General features: G+C 51.3%; 19 protein-coding genes. 12 read left to right on the top strand and 7 right to left on the bottom strand.

Annotated elements, in window-relative coordinates; translation table 11 throughout:
* Positions 1–129: 129 nt before the first annotated feature.
* Positions 130–1,017, bottom strand: coding sequence for an S-layer homology domain-containing protein (locus tag AC6CHQ_RS02290; protein ID WP_498080751.1), 888 nt, complete (start codon positions 1,015–1,017; stop codon positions 130–132).
* Between the two features lie 195 nt (positions 1,018–1,212).
* Between AC6CHQ_RS02290 and AC6CHQ_RS02285 the strand changes: the two genes are divergently transcribed.
* The 3 genes from AC6CHQ_RS02285 (at position 1,213) to AC6CHQ_RS02275 (ending at position 4,179) form a co-directional block, all read left to right on the top strand.
* On the top strand, positions 1,213–2,187 hold the full coding sequence (locus tag AC6CHQ_RS02285; RefSeq protein WP_498080750.1) for an agmatinase family protein: 975 nt from the start codon (positions 1,213–1,215) through the stop codon (positions 2,185–2,187).
* Positions 2,188–2,211: 24 nt separating this feature from the next.
* Positions 2,212–2,853 (top strand): helix-turn-helix transcriptional regulator, encoded by a 642-nt coding sequence (locus AC6CHQ_RS02280; RefSeq protein ID WP_498080749.1) that lies wholly within the window; start codon positions 2,212–2,214, stop codon positions 2,851–2,853.
* 75 nt (positions 2,854–2,928) lie between these two features.
* A complete protein-coding gene (locus tag AC6CHQ_RS02275; protein WP_498080748.1) occupies positions 2,929–4,179 on the top strand; it encodes an Nramp family divalent metal transporter in 1,251 nt (416 codons plus the stop codon).
* 155 nt (positions 4,180–4,334) lie between these two features.
* Here AC6CHQ_RS02275 and AC6CHQ_RS02270 read toward each other — a convergent pair whose 3' ends face one another.
* A complete protein-coding gene (locus AC6CHQ_RS02270; RefSeq protein ID WP_498080747.1) occupies positions 4,335–5,312 on the bottom strand; it encodes a DMT family transporter in 978 nt (325 codons plus the stop codon).
* A 132-nt stretch (positions 5,313–5,444) separates the two neighbouring features.
* Here AC6CHQ_RS02270 and AC6CHQ_RS02265 point away from each other — a divergent pair, with 132 nt between their 5' ends.
* Positions 5,445–6,341, top strand: coding sequence for a LysR family transcriptional regulator (locus tag AC6CHQ_RS02265; RefSeq protein WP_498080746.1), 897 nt, complete (start codon positions 5,445–5,447; stop codon positions 6,339–6,341).
* Positions 6,342–6,820: 479 nt separating this feature from the next.
* On the opposite strand, the gene AC6CHQ_RS02260 is transcribed toward AC6CHQ_RS02265, so the two are convergent.
* From AC6CHQ_RS02260 to AC6CHQ_RS02250, 3 genes are all read right to left on the bottom strand, one after another.
* Positions 6,821–7,723, bottom strand: a complete 903-nt coding sequence (locus AC6CHQ_RS02260; RefSeq protein WP_498080745.1) for an S-layer homology domain-containing protein — start codon at positions 7,721–7,723, stop codon at positions 6,821–6,823.
* 314 nt (positions 7,724–8,037) lie between these two features.
* A complete protein-coding gene (locus AC6CHQ_RS02255) occupies positions 8,038–8,934 on the bottom strand; it encodes an S-layer homology domain-containing protein (RefSeq protein WP_498080744.1) in 897 nt (298 codons plus the stop codon).
* A gap of 20 nt (positions 8,935–8,954) precedes the next feature.
* Positions 8,955–9,851 carry an S-layer homology domain-containing protein gene (locus tag AC6CHQ_RS02250; RefSeq protein ID WP_498080743.1) on the bottom strand — a complete coding sequence of 299 codons (897 nt, stop codon included), beginning with the start codon at positions 9,849–9,851 and terminating at the stop codon, positions 8,955–8,957.
* Between the two features lie 190 nt (positions 9,852–10,041).
* On the opposite strand from AC6CHQ_RS02250, the gene AC6CHQ_RS02245 reads away from it, so the two are divergent.
* On the top strand, positions 10,042–10,263 hold the full coding sequence (locus AC6CHQ_RS02245; protein WP_498080742.1) for a DUF2188 domain-containing protein: 222 nt from the start codon (positions 10,042–10,044) through the stop codon (positions 10,261–10,263).
* A gap of 45 nt (positions 10,264–10,308) precedes the next feature.
* Here the strand turns inward: AC6CHQ_RS02245 and AC6CHQ_RS02240 are convergent, their stop codons facing one another.
* Both AC6CHQ_RS02240 and AC6CHQ_RS02235 read right to left on the bottom strand, forming a co-directional pair.
* Positions 10,309–10,539 carry a hypothetical protein gene (locus AC6CHQ_RS02240; RefSeq protein ID WP_498080741.1) on the bottom strand — a complete coding sequence of 77 codons (231 nt, stop codon included), beginning with the start codon at positions 10,537–10,539 and terminating at the stop codon, positions 10,309–10,311.
* Positions 10,540–10,711: 172 nt separating this feature from the next.
* Positions 10,712–11,344, bottom strand: coding sequence for a GntR family transcriptional regulator (locus AC6CHQ_RS02235; RefSeq protein ID WP_498080740.1), 633 nt, complete (start codon positions 11,342–11,344; stop codon positions 10,712–10,714).
* Between the two features lie 168 nt (positions 11,345–11,512).
* Here AC6CHQ_RS02235 and AC6CHQ_RS02230 point away from each other — a divergent pair, with 168 nt between their 5' ends.
* From AC6CHQ_RS02230 to AC6CHQ_RS02200, 7 genes are all read left to right on the top strand, one after another.
* Positions 11,513–12,700 carry a CaiB/BaiF CoA transferase family protein gene (locus tag AC6CHQ_RS02230; RefSeq protein WP_498080739.1) on the top strand — a complete coding sequence of 396 codons (1,188 nt, stop codon included), beginning with the start codon at positions 11,513–11,515 and terminating at the stop codon, positions 12,698–12,700.
* A complete protein-coding gene (locus tag AC6CHQ_RS02225) occupies positions 12,700–13,533 on the top strand; it encodes an HpcH/HpaI aldolase/citrate lyase family protein (protein WP_498080738.1) in 834 nt (277 codons plus the stop codon). The genes AC6CHQ_RS02230 and AC6CHQ_RS02225 overlap by 1 nt, the downstream gene beginning before the upstream one ends.
* A gap of 19 nt (positions 13,534–13,552) precedes the next feature.
* Positions 13,553–14,860 (top strand): 2-hydroxycarboxylate transporter family protein, encoded by a 1,308-nt coding sequence (locus tag AC6CHQ_RS02220; RefSeq protein ID WP_498080737.1) that lies wholly within the window; start codon positions 13,553–13,555, stop codon positions 14,858–14,860.
* Between the two features lie 127 nt (positions 14,861–14,987).
* Positions 14,988–15,884 carry an AEC family transporter gene (locus tag AC6CHQ_RS02215; RefSeq protein ID WP_498080736.1) on the top strand — a complete coding sequence of 299 codons (897 nt, stop codon included), beginning with the start codon at positions 14,988–14,990 and terminating at the stop codon, positions 15,882–15,884.
* A gap of 264 nt (positions 15,885–16,148) precedes the next feature.
* Entirely contained in the window at positions 16,149–17,132 is a 984-nt protein-coding gene (locus AC6CHQ_RS02210) for a nuclease-related domain-containing protein (RefSeq protein ID WP_498080735.1), read from the top strand.
* A gap of 152 nt (positions 17,133–17,284) precedes the next feature.
* The gene (locus AC6CHQ_RS02205; protein ID WP_498080734.1) at positions 17,285–17,695 is read left to right on the top strand and encodes a hypothetical protein; all 411 of its coding nucleotides are present in this window, start codon (positions 17,285–17,287) and stop codon (positions 17,693–17,695) included.
* An 86-nt stretch (positions 17,696–17,781) separates the two neighbouring features.
* On the top strand, positions 17,782–18,903 hold the full coding sequence (locus AC6CHQ_RS02200) for a PucR family transcriptional regulator (RefSeq protein ID WP_498080733.1): 1,122 nt from the start codon (positions 17,782–17,784) through the stop codon (positions 18,901–18,903).
* Positions 18,904–18,924: the final 21 nt, after the last annotated feature.

Raw genomic sequence — 18,924 nt, 5'->3', positions numbered from 1 at the left:
AGAGGGGGTGAGGTGGGAATTCACCCAGAAGCAAAAGGAAGGCCGCGGCCTTCCTCTGCTCGGGTAATCACTCGCACCTCCGGGGTAAACACTCATCCATGCTCCCTAAAGAATGCCTTAACACTCCATTCACTCACTCACGCCCATCGGGTCTTCCACAATCACGTTCACTTCAAGGGTGTGTCCGGTGTCGCCGACCGTGCCGGGCACCCAATATTCACCCGTGTTCATGGTATCCAATCCACTAAGATCCCAAAAGACAGGGGCTTCCGTCGTAACGCCATTCACCAGCGTGACATTTAGATGTGTTGGAGGCTCGGGATGCTCCCCGACGGCGAGGGTGATGGTATCTGGGAAATCGACGCTTTCAATCGCGTAGTTCACGACGCGCTCGTCATGTGCCCGCACGAGGAAGCTGGCGAACTGCGCCCTGGAGACGTGTTCTTTCGGGCGGTAGGTGTCGACCTTCGTGACGCGGTTTTCGGAGAGGATCAGGATGTGGTCCTGGAAGTAGGTGGCCGCCTGGCCGATGTCGCGGATCGACGCGATGCGGTTCGGGATGTCTTTCAGGCCGAACGCGCCGACGAGGACTTTGGCCATCTGTTCACGGGAGATGTGCGGAGCGGGATTAATATGATTGTTCGGGTCCCCGTCGAAGATGCCTGCATTTCTCACAATCAATGAGTACTTGTACAGCTCGCTGTCCGGATGGTTCGCCGGTACGTCATCGAACGGGCGGATGCCGCTGTAGTCATAGCTTTCCAATGTCTCGCCGGAGCGGTTCAGTTCCAGTTTGCCGAGCGCCTTGATCGTCTGGCCTCGGGTGAGCTTCATGTTCGGCTTGAACGTTCCGTCCGGGTAGCCGGTCATGACGCCCGCTTCCTGGGCGATGAAGATGTTCGTGCTGTGCTCCGCTTCAGGCGATACGTCCGAGTATCCCTTGGCAGCCGCAGTGCCCGGCACGAGTGCGCCAGCCGCAAGCACCGCAGCCACGCACCACTTTGCGAATCCTTTCATGTCAATCGACCCCTTCTTTATGTTGGTACTTTTTACATACCCGTCGGAAGGGGCGGGATAATCACGAATTCAAGCAAATACATGATAAAAGTCTAAGACACATAACTTTTACAAAAAGTAAAAGAATATTTGACTATCAATAAAAACCTACGTACCATTGCACTAACTTCCAATTCTCAGGAAAGGGATGATTTCATGCTATACGGCAATACACCATGTTTTCTCGATGCAAAGAACATTTCCAAGACAAAGGACACCACGGATATCGACGCGGTGGTTTACGGGGTGCCCTGGGAAGGTGCGGTGACGTGGGGGGATTACACGGGCTGTGAACTCGGTCCGAAGGTGATCCGCCTGGCGTCGGGGCGCTACAGCGGCTATCTTCCTGAACTTGACCATATCGATGTGTTCGAGCATATCCGTCTCGGGGATGCCGGGGACATCGATGTCGTGCCGGCGGACGTGGAAGAGACGATGGACCGGATCTCCGGATTCACGACGGACCTCTGGGAAAGCGGCAAGTTCCTGATTGGGCTCGGCGGCGATCACGGGATCACGTACCCGATCATCAAGTCACTCACCGAGACGACGGGCAAAAAGGTCGGCATCATCCACCTGGATGCACACTATGACAACATGCCGCATTACCACGGCGACAAGTACGCTCGCTCCACGCCGTTCGCACGGCTGTATGAACTCGAAGGCGTGCGTAATGAAAGCCTGATCCACACCGGCATCCACGGGCCAAGGAACAAACCGGACAGCGGAAAACTTGCGCGTGATGCGGGTGCGGTCACGCTGACGATCAACGACATCCGCAACCGCGACCTCAAGGAACTCGCAGATGAAATCTATGAAATGGCAAGCGAGGACGTCGACTGCGTGTACTTGAGCATCTGCAGCGATGTGCTCGACTTCGCCTTCAACCCGGGCGGCCCGGTCGATGGCAATGGCATCACATCTTACGAGCTCGTCACGCTTGTCCACGAGTTCACGAAAAAAGGCATCATCGGCATGGACTTCGTCGAAGTGTACCCGCAGCAGGACGCCAACCAGAACTCCGCGCACTTTGTGTCCACGGTCGTGCTGTATGCACTCGCAGGCCATGCGCTGCACCAACAAAGCAAGCAGGAAAGCAGCAGCCAGGAGACCGTCAGCTCCAGGAGCTAAATAAAACAGAACAGGTGAACATCTATGACAGCCAATGAACATCAGGACATATTCAACCGCTATATCCCGATCGCGGACATGATCGCGGCGACGTTCGGAAGCCGCTGCGAAGTGGTGATCCATAACCTGCGCGACCTCGAGTCCTCCCTCATCTACATTACCGGGAACGTCACGGGCCGGAAGATCGGCGCGCCGACGACCGAGGTGATTCTGAAGGAACTGGTGAACCGGGAGGACGGCATCAAAGATAGGCTCGGGCAGGTTACCCGGACGGAGGACGGCAAGTTCATCAGGACGTCCACATCGTTTATCCGCGATAGCGAGGGGAAGGTCATCGGCTTTATGGGCATCAACTTCGACATCTCGGCATTCGCGGAGATGGAGTCCGTCATCAGCGAGTTCACCGCGGGGATGAACGATGCAATCATCCCTCCAAAGGAGTCCTACGCCCAGACGGTCGGTGAGGTGTTCGAGAAGCTGATCGATGACGCCCTGAAAGAGGTCGGCGTCCCGATCGAAAAGATGAAGAAAAGCGACAAAGTACGGTTCGTGAAGAAGCTCGAGGAAAACGGGGTCTTCCTGATCCAGGGGGCCGCCGAACGCATCAGCGCGGTGCTCGGTGTTACGAAACAGTCGGTCTACAACTATTTGGATAAAGCACGGTGACGGCCTTTCAGGCCGCACCTTCTTTAACCAAGTTGAAAGCGCTTTAGGGGGAATTAATTAAAAGGGGTGGAAAGGATGGAAACAACGGTAAGCAAATCGGATGCGCCCAGAAGGGGACTGATGGAGCGGCTCAAATCCATCGGTCCGGGCATGGTCATCGTCGCAAGCTTTATCGGACCCGGAACCGTCACGACGGCGACCCGGGCAGGGGCATCATTCGGATATGCCCTTCTCTGGGCGGTCCTGTTCTCGATTCTCGCAACGATCATCCTGCAGGAAATGAGCGCACGGCTCGGCATCATCACGCAAAAGGGCCTGGGGGAGGCCATCGCCGAGCAGTTTTCCAATCCGATCATCAAATACGCCACGATGACCCTCGTCATCGTCGCCATCACCGTCGGGAGCACCGCCTACATCACGGGTGACCTGTTGGGCGGCTCTACCGGCTTGTCGATCATCACCGGGCTGCCGCAGAAAGTGATCGGTCCGGTGCTTGGAATCATCATTTTGTTCATGGCACTGAAAGGCTCCTACAAGATCGTTGAAAAATTCATGATCGGACTCGTGCTCGTCATGGGGATCACTTTTCTCACGACGATGATCGTCGTCAGGCCCAACATTGGAGAGGTGTTCCAGGGGGCCTTTCTGCCGTCAATTCCCGTGGGCTCGATCATCATGGTCATCGCACTGATCGGGACGACGGTCGTGCCGTATAACCTGTTCCTGCACGCCGCCACGGTGAACGAGCGCTGGAAGGGTCCTGAAGACCTGAAAGCTTCACGACGCGACAGCATGATCTCGATCCTGATTGGCGGGCTGATCACCGCGGCCATCCTGATCACCTCCGCCACGGTGATGAAGGGCATGAGCGTTGAAAGTGTCGCCGACCTGTCCATCCAGCTCGAGCCCGTGCTCGGCAGCTGGTCATCCGCCTTCATCGGCATCGGATTCTTCGCGGCAGGTTTGTCCTCCGCACTCGCCGGACCGCTCGGCGCCGCCTACACCATCTCCGGCCTCCTCGGCTGGAAAAGCGGCATGAAGGACAAACGATTCAAAGCGGTATTTGCCGGCATCACGGTATTCGGCATCTTTTCGACCCTCACCGGCTTCGAAGTCGTCTCGGTCATCATCTTCGCCCAGGCGATCAACGGGATCCTGCTGCCGTTCATCGCGTTCCTCCTGCTCGTCATCGTCAACAACAAAAAGCGCCTCGGCGGCTACGCCAACAACCTCACGCAGAACATCATCGGAGGGGTTGTGGTAATCATCTGTGCGGGACTCGGGATTTACAGCCTGGTCGATGCGATTGGGGCGTTTCTCGGATAAAAGCATAAAGGAAAGCCCGGACGATTCCCGTCCGGGCTTGATTGCGTTTGGTGGTGATTCAGGCAAGATTGGTAGGAATTCAGCAGGGGTGAGGTGGGAACTCGCACCCCCCTTCGTAGGGATTCACACCCCCATAGGTAGGAACTCGCGATTCCTTATGCCTCCGTTTCCTGCAATCTTCCTCTGAAATCCTCTTTTGTTTCCCTTTTCTTCTGCTGTAACCGAAGAAACAGATTGTTTAAAAGCAAGGACATGATAATGAAAACGGTGCCGATATAATCATAGGCTGTGACGCTTACACCTTGGGAAATTTGAATGGCCAGCGTTGTGACGGGCACAAAGTTAAGAAATAACAACCCATTCAACGGTGTGATGACACTTACGCCATAGTTCCACCCCACCAGTGCGATTACTCCCGGGAAGATGACCATAAATGCAAGATGCGGGCTTGTCATGGTCAATGTTTCAACGGTTGGAAACGAGACATAACCTGTAAGCGTTACACCAATCACGACAACAGCCGCAGTAGCCGTTCCGAGCAAACAGCTCAACGTTGAATAACGCAATGCAGACCAGCCGTCGTTACTGAATCGGGTTCCGCCCATCGTGTACACAACCCACCCAACGACTGCGATAAAGATCAATAAAGATGGAATGATCGCATTTGAAGCTGAGAAAAAGGCACCGAAATCGCCTTTTGTGACGACTAACGATGCGCCGACAAATCCAAGAACGACACAAAACATCGTAAATGCATGAGGTCGTTGCCTGATGAACAACCAAGCAATCACAATAGAAATCATAGGCATTAACGATTCCATAATCGAAGCAACCATCGTACCTGGATCACCCAATAAATCCTGTCCCCAGAAAATCAGCAAATTATAAACCGCAAAGGCCATGGTTCCAAAAAACCAGAGGAGCCGGCCCTTCCCTTCAAAACGGAAAGCTTCCTTCCCTTCCTTCCAAAACAGCCATACAAGTAAAATAATCGTCACAAAACCATACCGGAAAAGTGTGAAGTAAAATGGGTCTATATGTTGAAATGCATGATTCGCAACCGGAAACATGGCTCCCCAAGAAACTGCGGAAATCAGGCATAACATAGCGGCCCATACTACGGTGTTCTTCATGATGCTCTATCTCCTTCAACTCTGTTAACTCTATTAAATCATAGGTACGATATCTCTTAAAATGAACAATAACGATGCCAACCATCTCGTTTAGTGATATCATAAGAAAGAGTATATTGAAGGAGTAATCATATGGAATTTAAAGATTTAGAGATTTTTCAAATGGTTGCACAAAAAGGTACAGTTACCGATGCAGCAAAAGAATTAAGTTATGTCCAATCCAATATCACCTCAAGAATCAAAAAACTTGAGACTGAAATGAATACAGCTCTTTTTAACCGTCATAGCCGTGGAATGACATTAACGCCGGAAGGAAAAAAACTTCTTGTTTACTGCGAAAAGATTCTTGCGCTGACAAATGAAATGAAGAAAGTCGTTCAAAGTAAAACGGAACCGGCAGGCAAACTTGAAATCGGGACTGTCGAAACCGTTATGAAATTGCCGGTTATCCTGGCTTCTTATAACAAAAAGTATAAAAACGTAGACTTATCACTCTTCACTGGTGTGACTCATCAACTCCAAGATGATGTGCTGCACCACCGTTTGGACGGTGCGTTCGTGACAGAAATCGATCACCATCCTGAACTGGTTTCCCATGATGTTTTTCAAGAAGAGCTTGTCCTGATATCAGACAGTACGAAGACTTCTTTGGATCAATTAAAAGAAGAACCGATTCTTTGCTTTAGCGAAGGATGCGGCTACCGGGCACGACTGGCAAAGTGGTATAAAGATCAAAACATCACACCGCAAAAATTAATGGAGTTCGGGACGTTGGAAACGATTCTGGGGAGCGTAACGATGGGGCTGGGCATTACGTTCGTTCCCAAATCAGCCGTTGCCCATCTGGAAGAAAGAGGAATCGTACACTGCCATTACTTGCCTGAAAAATATAGTAAAGTCAATACAGTATTCATTAGACGGAAAGATGCCTATTTAACGTCCACACTCGAAAAGTTCATCGAAACATTTGAACGGGTCGAAGGAGTAATGGCCTACCCGCTTGCAAATAAAAAAGTCCTCAGTACTTGAAAAAGTATCTGAGGATTTTTTCAGTTATTACGACTCTTTATAGTATGCGATCGGGACGTTTCTTGGATAAAAGCGGATAAGGTGCCCGGACGATTTATCATCCGTGCTTGATTCATGTTGGTGGTGATTCACGACCGATTGGTAGCAACTCAGCAGGGGGTAGGTGGGAACTGGCCCCCCCTTGGTAGGGATTCTCACCCCCTTAGGTGGGAACTCACCATATTACGCACTAAAAAGGGGCTGTCCAATAAGTGTATTTCCAGCATAAAAAGCAAACAGCAGTGGCTCTGGTCACTTTCCGCGGGCGTTGCCTTAGCCGGCGCCAGTACGCAGACTGGCGTCTGTGCGCATCGCGAAGCGTTGCGCAACATCCGGGGTCTTCGGCTAACGCTATTCCCGCGGGAGTCTCCCGACGCCACTGCTGTTTGCCATAGATACAAGAATTTAATTACTTATTGGACAGCCCCCTTCAATAAGCATTATTCAACGGGCTCCGTCTCCATCCATTCATCCTCAGAATACACATAAATCATCCCCACAGCCGTCTCACCCGGGAATTCCTTCAGCGTCCCAGTGATTGTATATTCACCCGGCGTCGAGGTATCCAGCTCAGCCAAGTCCCACTCGACAGGGGTATAGAACATGGCGCCATTCTGGAGAAACACATACAGTCGATCCGGCAATTCCGGCTGTTCGCCCGGCAACAGATCCGCATAATACTCTTCGATGTATTCCACCGGGGAGTCGGTCATGATGTCATAGGAGCGAACGAGGAATGATGCAAACTGACCGCGAGTCGTCGTCGCAAGCGGCCGGTACTCCGAGGCATTGGTCACGCCAAAGTGAGACAGAATCAGGATATAGTCTTGGAAATACCACGCTGCCTGATCAAGGTCGGTAATCGAGGGCTCGTCTAGGTCACCCACTTGCCACAGCCCGAATGCATTCACCAGCACCTTTGCCATCTGCTGGCGGGTCATGAGCTTGTCCGGATTCACATTGCCGTTTGAGTCCCCTTCAAAGATACCGGCGTCACGGACGATGATCGAGTATTTGAACAGCTCCTTGTCCGGATGAGTCCGCGGGATGTCGCGGAACGGCCGCGTGGCGTAATACGGATATGGCTCCAGCGTCTCGCCGATCAGGCGCAGCTGCAGCTTACCGAGCGCCTTGATGACATTCGCCCGCTGGAGCGGCTTCGATGACAGGAACGTGCCGTCTGCATAGCCTGTCATAAGCCCGAGCTCCTGTGCGGTCAGGATATTTTCATAGTGCGCATCCTTCTCTGTAACGTCCGAGTACCCCTGCGCAAATGCCGCGGACGGAAGTAATGTCCCGACTGCGATCACCGCCGCCAGCCCCCATTTGATCAATGATTTCATGTGTGTAAATCCCCCCAATTCTCTGTGTGTTGAGATGAGTATAGTCGGCGGGTGGGGGCGAGTCCATAGCGGTTGATGTCGGAAGAAATATATAGTTTTAGAGGAATAAAACCGGTATCCGACATTGTTTGGGTGGGTCGTTTAGTCGAGGTGGTGTGACGTGGTAACTCACACCCATTAGGTAGGAACTCAGCAGGGGGGAGGTGTGAGCTCAAGCACCCCTTGGTGGGGACTTGTACCCCCTGAGGTGGGAACTCACCTCAATCCCGACTAAAAGGAGGAGTGCCCGCAGGCGCTCCTCCTTTCCCAATACATTATTTTTCTACAACCGGATCCGTATGCCGCACATCATCCACGACAACTTCAAGCTCCACGACCCAATCCGCGTCCCAGATTTCTCCGGTAATCGTATAGCGGCCGACTTCATCAAGGTTCCAACCGCTCGTATCCCAGTCGACATAGGTTTCTGCAATAATGCCGTTCGTCAATACCACTTCCACCGATTCCGGAAGCTCCGGTTCTACGCCGAGCATTGTCGTGACCGGCTCCGGCTGGATGACCGATTCGATCGGAGCGGCGAGCATGGCGTCAAACGAGCGCACGAGGAACGAGGCGAACTGCGCGCGCGAAGTGGTCTCTGTCGGGCGGAATTCTGTCACGTTCGTCACACCGTTCTCAGACAGGATCTTGATCTGGTCACGGAAGTAAGGCGCCGCTTTATCCAAGTCACGCACGTCCGCATCGACACCTTCCAGGTCCTCCAACCAGAACGCATTGACAAGCACTTTCGCCATCTGCTGGCGGGACATCAGGTTGGCAGGTTTGGCATCATTGTTCGGGTCGCCGTCAAAGATGCCCGCGGCCTTCACGACGAGGGACAGCTTGTACAGTTCCTGGTCCTTGGAGGACGAAGGAATATCCCTGAATGGCTTCACGCCGGTAACCGGATACGTCTCTATTGTTTCTTCCGCCATCGCAAGCTCAAACTTGCCGAGTGCCTTGATGACGTTCGCGCGCGTCAGCTTCTGGTTCGGGCGGAAGGTGCCGTCCGGATAGCCGCTCAGCATCCCGAGATCCTGCGCGATCAGGATATTGTCATAGTGTGTATCCGTTTCTTTCACATCTGTGTATCCTTCCGCAAATGCCGCGGAAGGAAGGAGTGTGCCGGCAGCGATGATCGCTGCCAGGCCCCATTTAATAATTGATTTCATCTGTTTTCCCCCAACTTCCCTCATTCTTCAGTTTCCATCCACTCGTCTTCCGAGTAGACATAGATAGTAGCCGTCGCCACTTCACCCGGGAACTCTTTCAGCGTCCCGGTGATGACGTATTCTCCCGGTGTATTCAAATCGACCCCGTTCAGGTCCCATTCAACAGGCGTGCTGAACATGTTGCCGTTCTCGAGGTAAACAAACACATGGTCCGGCAGCTCCGGCTGTTCACCAGGAAGCAGGTCCACATAGTACTCATCGATCGAATCGATCGGAGAATCAAACATCACGTCATACGAGCGCACGAGGAACGAAGCGAACTGGCCGCGTGTCGTTGTCGCGAGCGGACGATATTCCGTCACAGTCGTCACGCCAAAATGGGACAGCAGCAGGATGTAGTCCTGGAAGTACCAGGCTGCCTGATCGAGGTCCGTAATGACGGTGTCTTCCAGGTCCTCAGCGTCCCACAGACCGAACGCATTCACGAGCACCTTCGCCATCTGCTGGCGGGACATCAGCTTGCCGGGATTAACGTTGCCGTTCGGGTCCCCTTCGAAGATGCCGGCATCCTTGACGATGATCGAGTACTTAAATAGTTCCTTGTCCGCATGCGTCCGCGGGATGTCCCGGAACGGCCGCGTCCCGTAATACGGATACGACTCCAGAGTCTCGCCGGTCATGCGCAGCTGCAGCTTACCCAAAGCTTTGATGACATTCCCCCGCTGTAGCGGTTTCAACGACTGGAACGTGCCGTCGGCATAGCCGGTCATGAGCCCAAGCTCCTGCGCAGTCAGGATATTCTCATAGTGCGTGTCTTTCTCCGACACGTCGGAGTACCCCTGTGCAAACGCAGCGGACGGAAGAAAGGCGCCGGCAGTCAGCGTGACCGCCAGCCCCCATTTGATGAGTGATTTCATGTACTTGTTTTCCCTCTATTCTGTTGGTATTGAGAAGATTATAGTCGGCGGGCAGGGGCGTGTCTATAGGATTTGAGAGTAGTAGAAAAATATATTTTTGGAGGATAAAATCGGTGAACACTACTGTCCGGATTGGCCAGTCTTGCAGAGGGGAATGTAAGAAGAAAAGAGCGCAGAAGGAGTGAACTATATGGGCAAGAACATACATGTGGTACCGATGGATGACAGATGGGGCATTAAGGCAGAAGGGGAGTCGGAGCCGTCGCGAGTGGTGGATACCCAGGAAGAAGCGTTCGAGATCGGACGGGATCTCGCCAAGCAGGAGCAGTCGGAGCTGCTGATCCATGGGAAAGACGGACAGATCCGGGAGCGGAATACATACGGAAAGGATCCGTATCCGCCAAGAGGATAAGAGAAGATGTAAGGGACTGCCGGAGCGGCAGTCCCATTTTGATTCCTATCGAGCCGTCCTCCGGGGTTTGGAGAACTTTTTCACGCAGAACATCAGGAGGAAAAGGAAGATGAAAATGGCGACATACGACATGAGTAGAGCGCCGATCCCTATCCCGACGCCATCCGCGAACATCTCTGAGAAATAGGAGGGGTTATTAAGGATTTTGGTGATGCATTTAAGAACGAAGATGGCTGCCGCTGCAATCAGGGCTTCAAGTATTGTTTCCTTAATCATTTTCTGCACCTTCTTTTATAGATGATTTATGTATAGGGATATTAAATATCAATTTGCTGGAAATTGGAAGGCACCCCTGTGATCACTCACTGGCTCAGGGTAACCACTCATTCCCAAACACCAAAAAGAAACGCATATTGCCCTTCCGGCAAATGCGTCTCTTTATCGTGCATCAAAAGACCTTAAGGAAATCAATTTTGCTCCGCTTGATATGACTCATCATTAGCTCGCGTGCTGCATGTTCATCCCGATTGCGGAAAGCTTCCAGGATGTCCTGATGTTCAGAATGCGCCTTCCCCATCTGCTCTGTGACCATTTCTGCAAGGTGCGGAGGCAGACCGTTCCAGAGCTGATCTAAGAAAGACTGCAGACGCTCGCTATTCGATAGCTTCCAGATGGTTCTGTGGAAATGTTCGTTAGCGACAATATACTCATCCGTGTTTTTATCTCGTACAGCTCTTTCGATCTCTTTGTTGATTTCTTCAAGATCCTTCAGGTCATTTGCCAGAAGTGCGGCTTTGGCGGCTGCTTCTCCTTCCAGCATGGCGCGGATATCGTAGTGATCCTGGATATCTTCCGCAGTGACACCTTTTACGATAACCCTGCGGTTTTGTTGAGTGAGCAGCAAGCCTTCCCGTTCAAGGGCATAGAACGCTTCCCGGACAGGCATGCGGGACACATTCAGAATTTTTGCGATTTCTTCCTGGGTGATTTCTTCCCCATTCTTCAGATCACCATTGAATATCGCTTTTCTCAACGAGATAATCACTTGGTCGCGAGCAGATTTCTTTTCAATCGGTTTCATCTCGCGGGACCTCCTCTTCACAACTTACTATTGTATCCATAAGTATAAGCCATTCTATCTGTAGAAAGAAAAGAAAAAATACATTGACAATTGTGTGATCAAGTTGAATAATAACACAAAGGATTCTGTATCCAAAATCCAGAATCCCTTTTAAGGGGGTAAAATTAGTTGAGACCTTTGGAAGGTATTACAGTCGTTTCGTTGGAGCAGGCAGTCGCAGCGCCTTTTGCATCAAGGCAACTGGCAGACCTTGGAGCACGTGTCATCAAGATTGAACGTCCCGGGAGCGGAGATTTTGCGCGTCATTATGATGGAACAGTGAATGGCCAGTCCAGTCACTTCGTGTGGATCAACCGTTCGAAAGAGTCGCTCGAGTTGGATTTGAAGAGTGAGGAAGGCAAGGAGATTCTGCACCGATTATTGGCGAAGGCGGATGTATTCATTCAGAACCTTGCACCTGGAGCGGTGGACCGTCTCGGATTCGGCGCGGAAACACTTCAGGCACAATATAACGATCTGATCATCTGCGGGATTTCCGGTTATGGGACAGACGGTCCCTATCTCAGCAAGAAAGCGTATGATCTGCTGATTCAGTGTGAAGCTGGCCTTGTCTCAATCACCGGAACCCAAGACACGCCATCAAAAGCGGGGATTTCCGTTGCGGACATTGCGGCGGGCATGTATGCCTACTCGGGGATTTTGACCGCGATCATCCAACGTTCCAAAACCGGAAAGGGGAGCATTCTTGAAGTTTCTATGCTTGAAGCCCTCGGCGAATGGATGGGATACCCGCTTTACTACTCGAAATACGGCGGCAAAGAACCTGCCAGAACCGGTGCGAGCCATGCGACCATTTATCCCTATGGGCCGTTTCCGACGGGGGACGAAAAACAGGTATTCCTTTCGATCCAAAATGAACGCGAATGGCAACGGCTCTGCGAGAATGTGATCGGGGACGGCAGTTTGGCCACGGATGACAGGTTCCACTCGAATACCGTAAGAACCCAGAATAAGAGTGAACTTAAACCGATTATTGAAAACGCTTTTAAACAGTACACGGCGGAACAGCTGACCGAGTTGCTGGAAAAAGAAAAGATCGCTAACGCCCGTCTGAATACGATGGAGGAATTCGCGGATCATCCTCAATTAAAAGCGAGAAACCGCTGGCGGGATGTTGAGACCCCGGCAGGCCAGATTCAGGCTCTGCTGCCGCCTGCGACATTCGAAACGTTTGAAGCCAGGATGGACCCGATCCCGCATGTGGGAGAACACAATGAGAAAATTCTCGCTGAACTCGGATTCTCGGACTCGGAGATTGCACAGTACGGACAAGAGAAAGTGGCGGGTGGGAAGTGATGAAGTTGAAATCGTTGATGTTCGTAGCCGGAAACAGCGAAAAGCATTTGAAGAAGGCGGGCGGGGTAGATGCAGATGCGCTGATCATAGACCTGGAAGATGCCGTGGCTCCGGAAGATAAAGAAGAGGCCCGCCGATGTGCATCCGAATTCCTGGAAACGGGAAGCAAGCCCGCTTATCTGAGGGTGAATGCCATCGAAACGCCTTATTTCCTGGATGACTTGAGCCTGGTCTGGAATCTGGAAACTTCCTGCCTGAAAGGAATCATGCTTCCAAAGACCAATGACGAGCATGACCTGCTTCTCGTCGACCGTTTGCTGGATTCAAAGGGAATTGGTAAAGACTTTGAAGTGATCCCTCTCCTGGAAACAGCAGCAGGCATTCAGAATGTCAGCAGGATCGCTAAGGCAAGCAGTAGAGTCAAGCGCCTGGCATTCGGCTCCATCGATTTTGCCCTCGACATTGGAGCAGGGCAGTCGAAAAGCGGAACGGAACTGCTTTATGCCCGCTCATCAATCGTAATCGCGTCAAGAGCCGCGGGGCTGGAGCCACCGGTAGACACCGTGTATCCCGACTTTAAAAACCCGGAAGGATTGCGGGAAGAAACGGCCCGTGCAAAGACACTCGGTTTCGGAAGCAAGCTGGCCATTCATCCGGCTCAAATCACGGTGATCAATGAGACCTTCCGGCCGAGTCATGAAGTGGTTGAAGAGGCGAAAAGAATTCTTGAGTATGTGGAGAAAAACGGATCTTCAGTATTCAAACTGGATGGGAAGATGATCGATGAACCGATCATCAAGCAAGCAAGGCTAATCATGGACGCTGTCAATTAAGGGATTAGGGGGAAATGGTATGACATCAATTGAGCAACAACAGGAAATCGGTATTCCGGCTGCCGGTGTAAAGGGAAGGTTCAGCATCTTTAACTTGCCGGGGGGATGGTTCCTCGCCATCGCTGCCGTTGCCATCGGCAGTATGTATTTGGAGGTGTTGCCTCCAGGGCTGATCGGTTCACTGATCATCATGATTGTTCTGGGGGAACTGCTTGGATGGATTGGTGACCATACACCGATCATCAAATCGTTCCTTGGGGGCGGAGCAATCATCGCAATTTTCGGCTCTGCTTATCTTACATACGCCGGACTGATTCCCGAAGCCACAGTTACCGGGATATCAGATTTCATGCAGGGCGGAGATTTCCTGAACTTCTATATTGCTGCACTTATCACAGGAAGTATCTTGGGGATGAACAAGAAAGTCCTCACACAGGCTGGTCTTAAGTATGCTTTTCCTCTATTGGCCGGAGTAGTGGGGGCCATTGTTCTCGCTGCAGTGATTGGACTGCTTGTCGGATTCTCCATACAGGACTCCGTCTTGGTCATGACGTTGCCGATTATGGGAGGTGGACTTGGTGCCGGCGCTGTTCCGATGGCACAACTCTATTCCGAACTCCTGGGGAACGAGCCAAGCTATTATATGTCTATGCTGATTCCGGCGCTGGCACTTGGTAACGTATTTGCCATCATCTTTGCTGCAGCGCTCCATCAGGTGGGCAAAAAGTTTCCTTCGCTTACGGGTAACGGCCAACTGATCAAAGGGTTTAAATACGAGGAAAAGAAATTCACACCGGACGTCGCCAAGATGGGGATCGGCCTGCTTGCTGCCGTGACGTTCTATATGCTCGGCCAACTGCTGGGTGAAATCATCCCGATTCACCCATATGCCATCATGATTCTTTTGGTGGCCTTCGCAAAAATTGTGAACGTATTGCCGGCCATCGTTGAGGAAGGCGCGAGCCAGTGGTTCCAGTTCGTCGCGAAGAACTTCACGCTAGCTTTGCTGATTGGCGTAGGCGTTGTGTACACTGACCTGGAGGCTGTTCTGGGCGCATTGAGCTTCCAATATATCGCGGTCGTCATGGGCGTCGTATTGGGTGCCATTCTCGGTGCGGCATTTGTTGGGAAGCTGGTTGGCTTTTACCCGATCGAAGCGGCAATCACTGCAGGCCTGTGCATGGCCAATATGGGCGGAACAGGAGATGTCGCTGTGCTGTCTGCTGCACGACGCATGGAATTGATGCCGTTTGCACAAATCTCCTCCAGATTGGGTGGCGCGCTGATCATCCTGATCGCCGGTCTGCTCGTCAATGTATTCTTGTAACAACTGCTGGTGTAGGCTTTAAGTCTTGTTTGTCAGATAAGAAGGCGTGCTGCAAGGCAGAGGAGTTCTGCTGATGCAGCACGCCTTTTGGCGATATGTATAGAGGGTTAGATAGGGGTGAGTGGATTTGGGCATCTTCATAGACGTTGTTTTGCCCGTCATTCTGATATTCGCTGCAGGATATGTTCTGCAATGGTTCAAGTTGCTCGAGGTTAAGTCCGTCTCGGCAGTGTGTATTTATTTGTTCGTCCCTTGCCTTGTTTTCACGAATATCTACGAGGCCAGTTTTGATGAACGCTTCTACATGATCATCTTGTTTGCCGGGGTACTGTTCGTTGCTTTGATCGCCATCAATAAACTGTGTGCCAAGTTGTTCAAGCTAGGGCCTTCCACTGAAAGTGCACTCATTTTATCGACGGCATTCATGAATGCCGGGAATTTTGGAGTGCCGATCATGCTGTTCAGCCTTGGGGAAAGCATCCTGCCCTACGCTGTCTTTTTCATGGTGGTCCAGAACGTGATTATGAATACGGCAGGCGTCTACTTCGCATCACGGAGCGGCGCGGGAGCCGGGACAGCCATCAAGTCCATGTTCAGGCTGCCCGCCATTTACGCAGTGGTAGCAGCGCTGCTCTTAAAGTTTGCAGGACTCAGCGTGCCCGGCCAATTCTATCAGAGTCTTGAGTTTGTCGGGCAAGGGGCCATCCCGCTCCTGATGATCGTACTGGGAATGCAACTGGCCAACATCCGGACATTCCGCCTGAACTGGCCAATGATCGGATTGGGCTCAGTGATTAGGTTGGGCATCTCCCCACTGATCGCATTGCTGTTTATCCAGATCTTCGAGTTGGATTCGATGATCAGCATGCTGTTCATCGTCATCGCATCGATGCCAAGCGCAGCGACAACAACGCTGCTTGCGGTGGAATATGACGCGGAGCCGGGACTAGTATCGAGCATTACATTGGTTACCACGCTATTGAGTATTGTTACGTTGTCTATTTTGTTGAATGTGGGGATATAGGGACCAAATGAGAGAAGGGCTGCCGATGTGGCAGTCCTTTTTGACTTGAATTGTAATCACTCACTGACTCTAGGTAACCACTCATCACCAAACTCCCGAATTTCAATTTTGAATTGGTGTGAATCGGCTCCAATAAAGGCTTCCCCGTCCGTGCCTTCTTCGCAAAAACCTATTTTGGCACAAAAAGCCCCTCCAAAATTGAAAAACACCGATTCGCCGGCCACCCTTTACCTTGCTATGGTGATTCCGAGGGGAGGGGGCTTCATGAAAGTCACTCGGAAGTATCCAATCTATCTCCACGCTTTGGAACGGGCGATGGAGCGATTGAAAGAGGGGATGCCGGAGAGGGAGCAGGTGAGGGAGGAGCTGCTTCGGCAAGAGGCCGGTTATTTCGGTGAGATTGCTTCGGATAGGTATGTGCGCAGAAGCCGGATTCCCGGGGTGGTGCTTACGGACATACAGATTGAGATTGAGCCGGGGGAAGTCGTCCAGATTGATACGCTCATCCTGACCCGGAGGGGCATCTGGCTGATTGAGGCGAAGAAATACAAGGGTACACTCCAATATCACCTGTCTCCCAGAAGGATTGAGCGGAGGGAGCGGGGCGGGACGGTTATCGTGTTCCCCTGCCCAATCGTGCAGTTGGAGAGCCAGATTCATGCGCTTGAAGGGTGGCTGGAAAAACGGAACATCAAGTTACCGGTCTTTGGAACCGTTGTGTTCGCATCGCACAATGTATGGGAAGGGTTACCGGATGACGTAGCGATTCTCCCGGTGAGGGAGATTCCGCTTTACCTGGAGACCGGCTATAGGCAGTTGCCGGAACAACTGAGCATAGAATCGTTCGATGAACTCACTGTTCTTCTTGACCAAGAGCGTCATCATTTGCAATGGATCCCCATCTGCAAGAAGTTCAGCATCAATCCGAATCACCTGAAGCGTGGCTTCCTGTGTAAGGACTGCAGCAGATCGCTTACCCGTGAAAGTGAGCGGACGCTTCACTGCAAGGCATGTGATAAGAAAAGTAAAGCGGACTATGTCCAACTGATCCTCGATTGGTTCCTGCTTGTGCATCCGACACTGAACAATGCACAGCTCCGTGCTTTCGCTAAGATTAAGAGAAAACAGACGGCAAGCCGGATTCTCCGACGGTATGATCTTTCGGAATCAGGAAAATCAGTTGGAACGACCTATTCAGTAAATCTTTACACAGATCTGGATGGGCTGTTGCTAAGGAGGAAAGGGTAACCACTCGCTCGCCCAAGGTAACCACTCACTCCGTCTTTAAGGTTTTCGGCAATTTGCCGAAAACCGACCTCCTTGTTCGCCCCTATCATTTCCGCCTCTATCATCTATAATTAATAAACAATTCCGTTTTTTTACGATAGGAGGGAAGTAGGGTGATTCCGCGACCCATGCCCGACAAAGTAACCAAATTGCTGGAGCTGAATAAGATTCTTACCCGGTCTCTTCAACTGGAAGAGGTTCTGGAAAACCTGGTGCATGCGGCTAAGGAACTGGTTGAGGTGGCAGATGTCTTTATTATTTATTTGTACAGTGAGGATGCCGACATGCTGTACTTTGCTGAAGGCGCTGGGGTGAATAAAGACTCCCTGAAAAATCTGGCTTTCCGGCCAGGGGAGTCAATCACCGGAAAAGTCTTTCAGCAAAAGACTCCAAAGCTGTTCACATCAGAAAAAGAGATTGATGAGTACATGGAGAACATGTCAGCAGACAATTATCGGTATTACTTTGAAGGCGTGGGGCGCCGGAAAATCAAGAGTGCATTTTGTGTGCCGATCGTAAATTAAATAAAGAAACATGCCTCGGGATTGTGGCGGTCAACAATTTTAACCAAAATGGCGTATTCACAGCGGACGATATGCAGGTCATAGAGATGCTGACGGATCAGAGTGCGATTGCAATTGATAACTCCAACGTGTACCAAGCGTTAAAGGAGAAAAATGAGCTACTAAAACAGTCATTCGCTATTCACAACAGGTTTTATAAGACCCTCCTTGATGGTCTCGGTGTTGAAGAAGTGCTTTCTCTTCTAGAGGGGATGATTGCGTCAAAAGTTATCTTTCATCGAAACCCACATGGGAGAAAGGATGAATTCCTGTTTCCTGTCGGGCAGGACAACGATTTACTTGGCCAATTAGAACTGGAGAAACCCGTCAGCACATTTTCAGAAATTGAGCGGACCGCCATCGAGCGGGCAAGCCTTGTCATCGCTTTGGAGGTGATCAAGGAAAATGCCCTTCATTCCAAGGAAATTCACTTCCGGGAAGAGGTTTTCAATCAGTTGCTGGACGGAGACCTGCATCAGGCGCTGCAATACATCCAGTGGGATCCCGAGTGGAACGTTCAATGCCTGATTATGGAAGGAAAAGAAGCGCCACTATGGAACACCGATCGGCTGGTCGAAAAAGAATCCTTTGTGAAGTCCGTCGAGCATCTTGCTACGTCCATTTGCCCGGACAGCCTCATCTTTACTAAGGCCTTTCAGGTGATCATGATTATTCCGGTGTTCAGAGCATCCGCAGTTCCGGAGATGATTGAAGGGATCCGATCTTTATGGAGACACCAAAAAGAGTTTCACTTTGGCATCGGACGCCTGACCCCGGTTGACGAGTTGTCCATTTCTTATAAAGAAGCCGTACGATCCGTGAAATACGCCAAGTTACATGACTTGGACACCGTGGAGTACACGATGCTCGGGATTGAAAGACTGCTATACGAAGTCAATCCGGAAATCCTCGCGATGTTCGCAAAAGACAAGCTTGGCAAATTGAAGGAAATGGACCCGGACTATTTGGACACGCTGGGGTGCCTGATCGAGACGGACAAAAATCATAAGCAAACAGCGGAGCGCCTTCATATCCACCCCAATACGCTCTATTACCGGCTGAAGAAAATTGAAGAGGCGTTGCAGATTAATTTGAACCATGGCCAGGAATGGATGGACTTGGTCATTGCATTCAGGCTCCTTGTGACGGGCAATAAAAAAGAGCGATAAAATTCGTGTCTCCCCACATTC

The organism is Bhargavaea sp. GQ12 (assembly GCF_059758705.1).
This window is presented reverse-complemented; position numbering and strand designations above follow the sequence as displayed.